General features: G+C 40.6%; 8 protein-coding genes. 5 read left to right on the top strand and 3 right to left on the bottom strand.

What is annotated here, in order from left to right:
* Window positions 1-28 precede the first annotated feature (28 nt).
* Complete coding sequence (locus AB5935_RS03765) at window positions 29-4102, top strand: two-component regulator propeller domain-containing protein (RefSeq protein ID WP_038612038.1); 4074 nt, start codon at window positions 29-31, stop codon at window positions 4100-4102.
* 9 nt (window positions 4103-4111) lie between these two features.
* On the opposite strand, the gene AB5935_RS03760 is transcribed toward AB5935_RS03765, so the two are convergent.
* Complete coding sequence (locus tag AB5935_RS03760) at window positions 4112-5122, bottom strand: ATP-dependent 6-phosphofructokinase (RefSeq protein WP_007833852.1); 1011 nt, start codon at window positions 5120-5122, stop codon at window positions 4112-4114.
* Between the two features lie 147 nt (window positions 5123-5269).
* On the opposite strand from AB5935_RS03760, the gene AB5935_RS03755 reads away from it, so the two are divergent.
* Genes AB5935_RS03755 through AB5935_RS03745 form a run of 3 tightly spaced genes read left to right on the top strand, consistent with a single transcriptional unit; the run spans window position 5270 to window position 9508 of the window.
* Window positions 5270-6775, top strand: a complete 1506-nt coding sequence (locus tag AB5935_RS03755) for a GH3 auxin-responsive promoter family protein (protein WP_007833847.1) — start codon at window positions 5270-5272, stop codon at window positions 6773-6775.
* A gap of 4 nt (window positions 6776-6779) precedes the next feature.
* Window positions 6780-8702, top strand: a complete 1923-nt coding sequence (locus tag AB5935_RS03750) for an Ig-like domain-containing domain (protein WP_007833845.1) — start codon at window positions 6780-6782, stop codon at window positions 8700-8702.
* Window positions 8699-9508, top strand: a complete 810-nt coding sequence (locus tag AB5935_RS03745; RefSeq protein ID WP_007833843.1) for a DUF3108 domain-containing protein — start codon at window positions 8699-8701, stop codon at window positions 9506-9508. The genes AB5935_RS03750 and AB5935_RS03745 overlap by 4 nt, the downstream gene beginning before the upstream one ends.
* 88 nt (window positions 9509-9596) lie before the next feature.
* Here AB5935_RS03745 and AB5935_RS03740 read toward each other — a convergent pair whose 3' ends face one another.
* Window positions 9597-10418: a hypothetical protein gene (locus AB5935_RS03740; RefSeq protein WP_007841437.1), complete on the bottom strand. Its 822-nt coding sequence runs from the start codon at window positions 10416-10418 to the stop codon at window positions 9597-9599.
* A 199-nt stretch (window positions 10419-10617) separates the two neighbouring features.
* Here AB5935_RS03740 and AB5935_RS03735 point away from each other — a divergent pair, with 199 nt between their 5' ends.
* A complete protein-coding gene (locus tag AB5935_RS03735; protein ID WP_038612035.1) occupies window positions 10618-13041 on the top strand; it encodes an ATP-binding protein in 2424 nt (807 codons plus the stop codon).
* A 115-nt stretch (window positions 13042-13156) separates the two neighbouring features.
* Here the strand turns inward: AB5935_RS03735 and AB5935_RS03730 are convergent, their stop codons facing one another.
* Window positions 13157-13732 carry a hypothetical protein gene (locus AB5935_RS03730; RefSeq protein WP_007833839.1) on the bottom strand — a complete coding sequence of 192 codons (576 nt, stop codon included), beginning with the start codon at window positions 13730-13732 and terminating at the stop codon, window positions 13157-13159.

Here is a 13732-nt window from a genome sequence, read left to right as displayed (position 1 = left end):
TTCCTTTGCTACAAGTAATGAATTAAATATGAACCTTAAAATCTTATCACTGCTTATAATTGAAGTATGTATATTGCTGCCGGATGTGTGTTATGCTTTTTTTTCAAAAGATGTGCATCTGCTCAATATGCAAAACGGATTGGCCGATAATACCGTATCTGCTGTTTATAAGGATAAAGAAGGTTTCGTTTGGTTTGGAACCAGAAACGGGTTGAGTCGTTATGACGGCAGGCGGATTACAAACTTCGAAATAAGTAGTAGTTATCCTAGTATCTCAAACTTGAAGGAAGCTTTTGATGGGGTGCTGGCATTTGTGGATAATGGTGTATTTTCTGCATTTGATTTGAAAAAAGAACGCTTTTTGTCTGTGGTTTCTTCTTCGGGACAGGGCATTCCATCTCGAGGGATGTTGCAGAAGAATGATTCGTTGGTTTGGGTGATTTCCGGAAGTGAGTTACATTTAATGAAGCGGTGCGCATCAAAAGAAGGTGAACTTCGGCTCCGGGTTGAAGAAAAATATACAGGCTGGGATAATCAGGATAATCTTTTGGTTGCCATAACTTATTCTTCGGATAAAAAAAGTATCTGCCTGATTGATGAAAAAGGTAGAATTATCTTGCTGGATGCGACAAACCTGAGTTTCTTTCGGGTGATTGACTTGGGTCGTACCGGTAGTCTGTCTGTAAATTCTGTTTTGTATGATGATGGCCGGATATGGATTTCTACAATTGCTCATGGGGTTATTTATTATAATGAACGGACTGGGAAAATCAAGCAGCTGACTTATCATGTGGCTCCGGTATCCGACAAACTTTCTCATACAGATGTTTTCGGTGTTATCAAATTGAATGAGAATAGATATTTGGCCGTAACGTGGAATGGATATACAGTGATGACAATAGATAAAAATAATCAGGACGGGATATTGACAGAAATTTATAGTAACACTTCTTCTTTGATGCACCGCAATCTTGAAACGAGGATGATTGCGGCTTATTACGATTCACATGGTATTCTGTGGATTGGTACGGATGGTGGAGGAGTAATCTGGTCGGATTTGCGTATGCAGTTTTATAATCGTTTTTATCAGGACAGGCATAATGAGATTTGTTCTATTGTAGCGGATGACGATCATTATCTTTGGTTGGCAACATACCATAAAGGAATTATGCGAAGCCGAACAGCGTTTGGTACTTCAGAAAAAATAGACTTCTTTCAAGTGGGAGATCAAAATGTGAAAAAACAACAGACAGTGTTGTGCAGTCTGAAAGATGAGAAAGGAAATTTATGGTTTGGAAATTTAGATGGTTCATTGACTTGTTATTATAAAAAGGAACGCTCATTCAAGATATTGCGATTGATTACGGAAAATGGTGACCTTAACAAATCATCAGTTTGGGCCTTATTCCTTGATAGCAAAGGTCATTTTTGGATTGGTACACATAAAGGACTCTGGTTATTCGACCGTGAGACGAACAGGTGTAAGAAGATGCATTTTAAAGTATCCGGGTTACAGAATTTGTCTCCTCTTTATATTCGTGCTATGGCTGAAACTGATGATCATACGCTTTGGCTGGGCACTGCTAATTATGGTATATGTAAAGTGATAAATGAAAATGAACTGCAGACCGGCTATGAAAAGAAGTACGGTATGGTTGAGAATTCCGTGCGTTCATTATTAGCTTCGTCCGATGGTAACCTATATGTCGGATATATGGCCGGTCTGGCAGTTTTCTCTCCCGGACAGGATGCGATAACTCATGTATATACTACCCGGGATGGATTGTGCAGTAACTTTATTGGTTGTATGACTGAGGATGCGCACGGGCAAATCTGGCTGGGATCTAATTCAGGTATTTCCCGTTATAGTCGTCATCAACATTTGTTTTATAATTATTACATTGCGGGCAGTAACCGTTCTGTCCTGCATTGGGAGGATGTTCTGTTTTGGGGGAATAATAAGAATCTTACTTATTTTAACCCCGATGACATTAAAGCGTTTACCACTTCCGAATCTGTCGTGATTACCGGATTGGAGGTAAATAATAAACTTGTAGAGATAGGAAGAGAGGTAAATGGGCAGACCATTCTTTCACAAAGTATTTTCTATACGCCTTTTGTCCGGTTGAATCATGCGAATCGTGACTTTGCGCTGACGTTCAATAACCTTTCTTATTCTGAAAGCCAGCAGAAGTATAGTTACAGGCTTCGTCCTTATCAGCCTGATTGGCTTGTGGCCAACGGAGGGGAAAAAGTTTCGTATGCTAACCTTCCTGCCGGGGAATATGTTTTTGAGGTGAAAAATATTTATCCGGATGAAAGAGACAGTAAAATAACCTCGTTAAGAGTAGAGATTTTGCCTCATTGGAGTGAAACTTTCTTTTTCCGCTTCTGTATGATGGTGCTGGGAGGGATAATAGTTTATATGGTTATACAGCGTATTAAATTACGGCAAAAGAGGTTGGAGCACGAGTTGCGCTTGGAACATGAGATATTTGCTGCTACTGTAGAACGTGACAAGGAGAAGCAGATTCGGATGGAACGCGAGAATTTCTTTACGAATGCAGCTCACGAGTTGCGTACACCTTTAACTTTAATCTTATCTCCCCTGCAGGAATTGTTAGGAACCGTCCGCCCTTCAGACACCGTCTATACTAAACTGGCTGCCATGTATCGCAATGGAACCTCTTTGCAGACATTGGTCGATCATTTGCTTTATGTGCAGAAGATTGAAGCAGGTATGATTAAACTCCGAATTTCGAAAGTCGATATAGTGGTATTGGCAAAGCAGATAACCGATTCTTTTCATGAACTGGCAGAAACAGAAGGGATTAACTTTACGGTTGAATCGCTGAATGAGCCACTTTTGCTATGGATAGATGTGGAAAAAATAAGTTCGGCTATCCGTAATTTATTATCTAATGCGTTTAAGTATACATCTCCGAATGGAAAGGTGATTTTTAAGATGAACCGTATCGAGATAGATGGATATTCATTTTGCAGTATAATCATATCGGATATAGGTAAAGGAATACCGGAAGAGTTACGGGGGAGGATTTTTGAATCATTTATTACCGGAGAAAATACACCTTTGTTTTCTAATAAGGTAGGCATAGGCTTGCGTATTGTTAAAAATACGATGGATCTTCATCATGGCACGGTGAATTTGGACAGTACTCTCGGAAAGGGTAGCACTTTCACATTATTGATTCCTGAGGGAAATGCACATTTTGCAGAGGACCGGTATGAGATTGTTGGTACTCCGGAGATGGAGGAATATGCTCTTCCGTTACCGATAATGCAGGCGGAAGGGCAGGAAGACAAGCCTTCGAATAAAAAAACATCTCTTCTTGTTATTGAGGACAATGAGGAAATCCGGCACTATGTCTGTTCTTTATTCTGTAAAGATTATGCCGTATATGAGGCGGAAAACGGTGAAGAGGGGGTTGATGTGGCAATAAGTAAAATTCCGGATTTGATTATTTCTGATATAATGATGCCTGTAAAAGATGGGTTTACCTGTTGCCGGGAATTGCGTGAGCAGCCTCGGACAGCACATATCCCTATTTTGATGCTGACGGCAAAGGCTGAGGATGCGGATGTGTTGCAGGCTTCAAAAATAGGTGTGGATGATTATATGATGAAACCCTTCAATCCGGAGGTATTGAAGGCAAAAGTCCGGAACCTGATACTCCAGCGGGAACGCCTGAAGAGGATATATACAAAGACGTTGATGTTGAAGCAGCAGGAAAGTGAACCGGAAACGGATGGGAATAATGCTCCGGATGATTTTATACAGCAAATTATTCATGTCATAGAAGCTAATCTGGCGAATGAAAACTTTAATGTAAAAATGTTGGCAGACCAATTGAATATGAGTCAGCCTACCCTTTATAGAAAAATAAAGCAACGTAGCGAATTGGCTGCTATTGATATGATCCGGAGTGTACGGATGGGCAAGGCTGCCTCCCTTATTATGGAGAACAGGTATTCCATTCAGGAAATAGCCGAAATGGTAGGATATAGTGATACACGTACGCTCCGAAAGCATTTTACCGAGCAATTCGGAGTGTCTCCATCCAAATATATGGAAAAGGAATGAATCTGCTTCTTACCCGAAGCAGATTCCCATCCGTTTACCTTGTACAATCAGGTCATGGTTTTCATTGACAAGTTTTAATTTACCAGCCACTTCATTCAGAGAGATGGAGCCAATTTCCGCACCTTGCAGAGAAACCATTCGTCCGAATTGTCCGGAAGCGATCAGTTCTGTGGCATGTCCACCCATACGAGTAGCCAGATTACGGTCGTAGGGAGTAGGAGAGCCGCCACGTTGGATATATCCCAATACAGTTTCACGGGTCTCGAATCCGGTTTCATATTCTATTTCTTGAGCTATATATTCGGCGGCTTTCTTGCCGTCCATGGTTTGGATACCCTCTGCGACAACGACAATAGAATAGGGTTTTCCTTTTTTCAAGCGTTCAATAATGGTATTACCTATGTTATGTATGTCATAAGAAAGTTCAGGAATAAGAATCACGTCACCGCCTCCCGCCATTCCGGAATAAAGTGCAATCCAGCCAGCTTTATGTCCCATTACTTCAATAACCATAACACGTTGGTGTGAACTGGCTGTAGAATGCAGCCGGTCAATGGCATCGGTAGCAATGGTTACGGCAGAATCGAATCCGAATGAAACGTCTGTTCCCCAAACATCATTGTCTATTGTTTTAGGTACAGAAACAACGTTCACACCTGCTTGGGCCAGTTTGGCTGCGGTCTTTTGAGTTCCGTTTCCGCCGATACATACGATACAGTCCAGACCTAAATCATGAATATTCTTTAACATCAAAGCTGGTTTGTCTTCCGAGGCTGCCGACAGGCGTTTCTTGAATGGCTTTTCTCTGGAAGTACCTAATATTGTTCCTCCCAAATTTAACAAGCCTGATAATGATCTTTCTGTCAATGGTTCTACGTCATTGTCCAGCAACCCCCGGAATCCGCTATGAATTCCATAAACTTCCATACCGTAATGATTTATCGCTGTTTTGCAAACTCCTCTAATTGTGGCGTTTATTCCGGGACAGTCTCCTCCTGATGTCAATATTCCTATCTTCATAGCCTTTGATGTTAAGTTGTAAGTGACCGTAAAGATAACAAAAAATAAAAGTAATGTAGAAAACTATAAAAAAAATAATGTTATCAGCCATTATAATATAGAAATAAGCTATTTTTGCAAGATATAACGAATTGTATACTAAGACAAATGAATTCTACCAGACTAATTAGTACGCTATTCAAGCCCAGACAAAAAGCGACAGCCTTGTATGCAACTCAGGCTGAGGCACTCCAACATAAAGTATTTTGCCGGCTGATTAATGATGCTGCCAATACGGAGTGGGGATTGAAATATGGCTATAAAGACATAAAGAGATATCAAGACTTCCAGCGTGTACCTATACAGACTTACGAAGAAATCAAGCCATACGTAGAGCGTATGCGCCATGGGGAAAAAGATATCCTGTGGCGTGGAGAGGTGCAGTGGTTTGCTAAATCTTCGGGAACGACCAATGACAAGAGCAAATTTATTCCCGTAAGCAGGGATGGCCTTCATGATATTCATTATGCAGGTGGTATGGATGCAGTGGCACTATATCTTCAACAAAATCCTGAGAGTCGTTTCTTCTCTGGAAAAGGCCTGATTCTAGGAGGGAGCCATGCACCAAACTATAATGTGAAACGGAGTCTTGTAGGAGACCTTTCTGCTATATTGATTGAAAATGTGAATCCGTTGGTCAATCTGATTCGGGTGCCCGAGAAGAAAATAGCGTTGCTGAGTGATTTTGAGGAAAAAGTAGAAAGGATTACTCGTGCCACAATGAATCAAAATGTAACTAACCTTTCAGGAGTGCCGTCCTGGATGATGGCCGTCTTGAAACATATTTTGGAGGTGAAGGGAACGGATAATTTGGTGGAAGTATGGCCTAATTTGGAAGTTTTCTTTCATGGGGGGGTTGCTTTTACTCCTTATCGCGAACAATATAAACAGCTTATTCGTAGTGACAAGATGCATTATATGGAAACATACAATGCCAGTGAAGGTTTTTTCGGATTACAAAATGACTTCAGTGATCCTTCCATGTTACTGATGATTGACTATGGTGTATTTTATGAATTCATTCCGATGGAAGATGTCGGTACTGAAAATCCTCATATTGTTCCGTTAGTAGATGTGGAATTAAATAAAAATTATGCGATGGTCATCAGTACTTCCTGCGGATTGTGGCGTTATATGATTGGTGATACTGTGAAGTTTACCAACAAACACCCCTATAAATTTGTTATAACAGGGCGTACCAAGCACTTTATTAATGCATTTGGTGAGGAGTTGATGGTGGATAATGCGGAAAAAGGGTTAGCAAAAGCCTGTGAGGCGACCGGTGCACAGATTGTTGATTATTCTGCTGCTCCTGTTTTCATGGATGCATATGCCAAGTGCCGTCATCAGTGGCTGATAGAATTTGCCGTTATGCCAGATTCTTTAGAGAATTTTAGCCAGGTTCTTGACACTTCTTTACAACAAATTAACTCCGATTACGAAGCTAAACGCCATAAAAACATTACCTTGCAGCCGTTGGAAATAATCGTGGCAAGACCTAATCTGTTCCACGATTGGCTGAAAGAAAAAGGCAAACTAGGCGGACAACACAAAGTGCCGAGATTAAGCAATACGCGTGATTATATAGAAGAAATGCTAAGCTTGAACCAATAAGAACATGAATTGGAAAAAACATAAATTACCTGCTTTGTTGATGCTGATGATCGTAGTATATTCCTGTGCAAGCATGGGAACACCGGATGGAGGTCCTTATGATGAGGAACCGCCCAAGTTCGTCAGAAGTTCTCCCAAGCCATACGCAACAAACAACAAGGACAAGAAGATAGCCATTGAATTTGATGAGTTTATCAAACTGGAGAAAACATCAGAAAAAGTGGTGGTGTCTCCTCCTCAATTGGAACAACCTGATATCAAGGCAAGCGGCAGAAGAGTTTTGGTTAATCTCATGGATTCATTGAAACCCAATACTACCTATACCATTGATTTCTCGGATGCTATTGTAGATAATAATGAGGGTAATCCACTGGGTAATTATTCTTTTTCTTTTTCTACAGGGGAGACTATTGATACATTGGAAGTTTCCGGAACTGTGTTGGCGGCTGCTGACTTGGAACCAGTTAAAGGGATGATGGTGGGGTTGCATGTTGATTTGGATGATAGTGCTTTTGCCAAAAAACCGTTCGATCGTGTTTCTCGTACAGACAGTCGTGGGCGTTTCACTATTCGTGGTATAGCACCCGGCAAATATCATATTTTTGGTTTGATGGACGGTAATCAGAATTATTTATATGACTCTAAGACAGAGATGATTGCTTTTAGCGATTCTATTATTGTCCCTTCTATGGAAGCGGCCATGCGTCAGGATACATTGTGGAAAGATACGGTTACTATTGACACCATCAAAACGGTGGGCTATACCCGCTTTTTGCCGGATGATATTATTCTGAGAGCTTTTAAAGGGATAAACGACCGTCAATATCTGTCCAAGAGCGAGCGTGATAAAGAGAATCATTTTGTATTATCTTTCAGTGCGCCGGCTGATACGTTACCTACCTTGAAAGGATTGAACTTCGATGAGAAGGATGCGTTTATCATAGAAACGACTCCACGAAACGACTCAATTTGTTATTGGATTAAGGATTCGTTGGTTTATCAGATGGATACGCTGGAGGTTCAGTTGGATTATTTATATACGGATACATTAAACCAGTTGGTTCCCAAAACCGATACGATTTATCTGGCTAATAAATTGACAAGAGAGCAACGGGAAAAATTGCAGAAAAAAGCAAATGAGGAAAAGGAGAAGGAACGTAAAAAGAGGGAGAAAAAGGGAGATACCATCAGGGTGGAACCGACTAAATTCTTGACTATGAATGTCGATGCTCCGTCGGCATTCGATATATATAGGAATATCTATCTATCTTTTGAAGAACCGATCGCAAGTATAGACACGGCGGCCATTCATATGGAAGTAAAAGTGGACAGTTTGTGGCAACCGGCTCCTTTCTTCTTTATGGCAGACTCGTTGATGCCACGGCAATATCAGATATTGGCAGATTGGCAACCGGAGCAGGAATATCAGTTGACTATTGATTCTTTGGCATTTACAGGAATCTATGGGCTGCATACAGATAAAGTCCAGCAAACGGTGAAGGTGAAGAAAATGGAAGAATACGGGACTATTTTATTGAATATAAAAGGGGCTGCTCCCAATGCTATTGCCGAATTATTGGATGCTAGTGGAAATGTATTGCGTCAGCAACCGGTGACGGTGGAAGGAACGGCGGACTTTTATTTCTTGAATCCGAGTACGAAATATTATATACGTTTGTTTAACGACCGTAATGATAATGGAGTATGGGATACAGGAGATTATGATAAGAAGATTCAGCCCGAAGAAGTTTTTTATTTCCCGAAGGTATGGGAGATGAAAGCCAACTTTGAATTTGAAGAGAATTGGGATGTGAATGCCATTCCTGTAGACAAGCAAAAGCTGGATGAAATAAAGAAACAAAAACCGGAAGAGACTAAAAAGGTACAAGATAGAAATAAAGAAAGAGCTAGAAAGCTAGGCCGATGAAAAAAACTATTCTAATATTATTGTGTGGTTGGTTTGCTATAATGGCAACTAGAGCGCAATGTGCGGCACAAAACGAAGCCATCCAGGCAGGCGAAGAGTTGGTATACGACTTGAAGTTCAACTGGAAATTTATTTGGGTTGCTGCCGGACAGGCAAAAATGGACATGCAGGCTATTACCTATCAGGGGAAACCTTGTTTTCGTAGTAATCTGATCTCTGTCAGTAACAAACAAGTCGATTTCTTTTTTAAGATGCGTGACACATTGACTTGTATTACCAGCAGTCGTCTGGAACCCGTTTATTTTCGTAAAGGGGCCGAAGAGGGTGACCGCTATACGGTGGATGAAGTATGGTTCAGTTATAAAAACGGAAAATGCATTGCCGATCAGCGTCGTATGAGGAGGGAACGGGATACGGTGAAATCGAAGGACCAAAGTGATGAGTGTATCTTTGATATGCTGAGCATATTGATGAGAGCACGTTCATTTGATGTAAGTGACTATAAAGTCGGCGATAAAATATTGTTTGATATGGCTACAGGTACTAAAGTAGAGCAGCAAACATTGATTTATCGTGGCCGGAAGAATTTTAAGGCGGAGAATGGTGTGAAATACCGTTGTTTGGTTTTTTCCTTAGTAGAGTATAAAAAAGGAAAAGAAAAAGAGGTAATAACCTTTTATGTAACTGATGATAAAAACCATTTGCCGGTGCGTTTGGATTTATATTTGAATTTTGGTTCGGCAAAAGCATTTCTGAGAGAGATAAAGGGGAATCGTCATCCTCTAACTTCCATTATAGAAAAGTAGCGGTTTGTCTTGACATAGTAAAACCGCCGGGTTTTGGCAGATGCCGGATCGGCGGTTGTAGTGTTGTATATTCATTATGAATGATATTTTATTCATCGAACAGTTTGGCCTGTCTGGAAATAAGTTTCAAGGTCTTTCCTTCATTTAATGCAGTAAGAATAGTTTCACCCCCTTTGTTCACTTTACATAAAGAGATTTTCGGTCCCATGATTTCGGTAATCCGTATTTCACCGATTTTGGTTTCTATATTATGTTCTTCCAGTATGCCATCTTCCACTACGTCAAAGCGTAATCCTTCTTTGATAGGATCATCATATCCCAGGTTGATATAAATGGTTTTTGCCTTGTCTCTTTTGGTAGATACTACTTTCAGTATTGAACCGTATACTTTGAAGTGATTTTCAACAAAAAGTCCCATTTCGTATGGCACATTGATTAATGAATTCTCTAAAGCGCTATATTGGGTGGCATCTTTACCGGATGCTGAGCCTGTTTCTTCATAATTGCGTGTGCTGATAGTTACTCCGTCACTTGTCCGTATTAAATCAAGACGCAGGGTGAATTTCTCTTTATAACTGTTCTCACGGCTGTGGTAACGTCTGTGGGAGCTTCCGTCATCGGTTGCTTCTCTTTGTATCAGGTTTCCTTTTAACAGGTACTCTGCTCTGAAGCGGCGTGCATCTTCCAGCGGACTCAGACTGAGATCACTGCCAGCCGAAACGGCGTCCACTACATTGATACGGTTGGTGTTACGGATACCGTCGATAAATGCGAGACGAATCAGGTTGATCGCCCTATTGGGTATTTTGATTTCACTGTCGAAGTCATCTACATAAATCGTATATTTTTGTCCGGATGCTCCTAGGGATATTACCGTCAAAATCATTAATAATAGGATATTACGTTTCATAGTCATATGAATTTGCAGGGTTTGTAATGTAGTTCCTTTACGAAAATACACAGTTTGCTGTTCATTTGCAAATGAACAGAGTTAAAAATAGATTTCAGGCTTTGATTATTTGTTGTTGGTCTTTATTTTTCATGTTTAATCACTTCGTATTGAAATATAATGATTATCTTGGCACATAAAATTCAAGGGTAGTGTAAATATGGGGAAGATTCAAGAAAATGATGCAAGGTTGCAGCAGCTTGTATCAATGGCGCGCATAGGATGGTGGGAGGTGGATTTTGATGAAGGAGTCTACTATTGTTCTGAGTTTGTAGCCGATTTGTTAGGAATAGAAGGGAATAAGATTTCTGCTAAAGATTTCGCTAATCTGATTTGTGAGAATTATCGGGAACGTATTTTGGAGGAATTTCGCTCTTTCCGGATGATGGAGATTTATGAGCAGGTTTTTCCGATACATTCCAAATATGGGATGATGTGGGTTAGTACCAAGGTCGGTGAGAAGCGTATTACCAAAGAAGGTCATGTCCGCGTCATGGGTATGTTGCAATGTATTTCCCGGCAACGGATGAATATGCAGGAGCAGACAGTAGACCGGTTGAATTCTTTATTATCTCGTTTGAACGGTATTTCCAAGTCATTGCTTGATTTTTTACATTCTGATGATATTACCTTGGTTATCAATAAGATTTTAAAGGAGGTATTGCGCCAATTTCAAGCAGATCGTACTTATATTCTTGAATTTGACAGGGAATTGCATACGGAAGTCTGTACCTATGAAATAGCAGTGGAGGGTATAAAAGAACGCAAGGTTTTATTATCGGAATCTTCTATTGATTATGCCTCTTGGTGGACAGGACAGATATTGGCTGGTAATCCTATCATTCTTTTTACATTAAATTTGCTTCCTGATTCAGCCGGGGCGGATAAGCGTAGATTAGAGGAATATGGAGTGAAATCTACTATGGTGGTGCCTTTGAACTCAAAAGACGGAGTGTGGGGGTATATAGGGGTGGATATGGTGCGTGAGCATCGGAACTGGTGTAATGAGGATTATCAATGGTTTGTGTCTTTGGGTAATATTATCAGCATTTGTATGGAATTGAGACGTTCTGAATCTGAAGCCCGGCTGGAAAAAGCTTATTTGCAGAATATTTATAAAAATCTTCCTGCTGGTATCGAGTTGTATGATAAGGATGGGTTTATGACAGATTTGAATGAGAAGGAGATGGAAATCTTCGGTCTCCGGCATAAGGAGGATGTGATAGGATTGAATTTATTTGATAATCCTTTGCTGCCGCAGGGGCTGAAAGATAAGTTGAAAGCAGGAGCACCTATTGATATGTCGTTTAATTATGATTTCGACCGTTTGGATGGCTATTATTCTACTTCTCGTACCGGTACTATTAGTTTAATCTCGAAATTCGCTCCACTTTATGATGCTTTGGGTAATCTGATAAATATATTGTTGATTAATATTGATAATACGGAAACAACAAATGCATACAGCAAAATACAGGACTTTGAGGAGTTTTTCACGTTGATAGGTAACTATGCCAAAGTAGGATATGCCCATTTTAATGCCTTGAAATGTGATGGCTATGCTGTGAATAGCTGGTATCGGAATATAGGTGAGAAAGAAGGAACTCCATTGAATGAGATTATCAAAGTGCATTCTCATTTTCATCCGGATGACCGCAGGATGATGCTTCGCTTCTTTGATCAGGTATTGATACGGGAAGCCAGCCATTTGAGGCGTGATGTACGTATATTACGTGAAGATGGCACTTATACGTGGACAAGAGTCAATGTAATGGTACGCGATTTCCGTCCGGAAGATGGGATCATTGATATGGTTTGTGTCAATTATGACATAACTGAACTGAAAGAAACGGAGCGGAAGTTGATAGCGGCAAGGGATAAAGCGGAAGAACTGGATCGTTTGAAATCTGCTTTTCTGGCTAATATGAGTCATGAGATCCGCACTCCGCTGAATGCTATAGTGGGCTTTTCCAGTCTTTTAACGGAAACGGAAGATATGAAGGACCGCAAGCAGTACATGGCTATTGTGCAGGAGAATACGGAGTTGCTTCTTCAGCTTATTTCAGATATTCTTGATTTATCGAAGATGGAGTCGGGAGCTTTTGAATTTGTCAAGAGTGATACGGATGTCAACTTGCTTTGCGGTGAGATTATCCGTTCTTTACGCATGAAAGTACCGGCTGGTGTGGAGCTGGTGTTTGAAAAATGCTTGCCCGAATGTCATGTATGGGCAGACAAGAATCGTTTGAATCAAGTCATTTCCAATTTCATTAATAACGCTTTGAAGTTCACTTTTTCGGGCAGCATAACGTTAGGATATTATAGGCAGACAGATGGGTATCTGCGATTTTATGTTCGTGATACAGGAATGGGAATCCCAAGGAATAAGATAAAAACAGTATTTGACCGTTTTGTGAAACTGAACAGTTTTGTTCATGGTACGGGACTTGGCTTGTCTATTTGTAAGAGTCTGGTGGAACAGATGGGTGGAACTATCGGTGTGGAGTCAGAAGAAGGAGAAGGCTCTTGTTTTTGGTTTACTTATCCTTATCAGGATATAGTTGGTAGTATTCTGCCACCGTAGGGGCTTGACTAAAAAGGTTTATTAGCTGTAGGAGTGAATTGAGCTCATCCGGATACATTGATTTTGTGGCATCGGGTGGGAACATTTCATCCCTACAGTGAACCGGGATTATATGTTAGTCCAGTTTCTTCATGGCGCTGTGTACGGAACCTGCCCAATAATTGCGTAGTCCGAAACCGCGTGCTTTGCCGTTAGTCGGTGCGCTATACAGTATCTCACGGGTTTTCGTGTTGAAGAACACAATTTGATAGGTTGCTCTTGCATCTGCCTTGTTTAAAAGCATGGCAACCATTATCAATCCTGTTTTTTCTTCTTGAGAGAGAATAGGAAGTGTCTTGATGACTTCTTCTATCTGTTTTTCATCCAGGGTGTATCCGCTGTTGGTCGTCATGATCTCATCGGGATTGATGGTCTTGTTGGCATCGTTTACTGCCTCTAATGAGGTCACTTCTACATTGACACCCAATCTTTTGCCAATATCATACTTCTTCGGCTCAGTGATGAAAAGCTTGTTGATGTCATCAAAAGTATATTTGAACTGCATGGGGCCTTCTTTTGCTCCGTACACTTTGGCACGGGTAAAGTCTATGCCATAAAATGTCACAGAAGAGATATCTTTCAATGCGTCTTTGTTTTGTCCGAAGCAAGCCATGCTGCTTACAAGGAATAATAAAACGAGTAACTGTTTCAT

It is taken from the genome of Phocaeicola sp. RTP21198st1_B8_RTP21198_201120, from assembly GCF_040929485.1.
Taxonomy (GTDB): Bacteria; Bacteroidota; Bacteroidia; order Bacteroidales; family Bacteroidaceae; genus Phocaeicola; species Phocaeicola dorei.
This window is presented reverse-complemented; position numbering and strand designations above follow the sequence as displayed.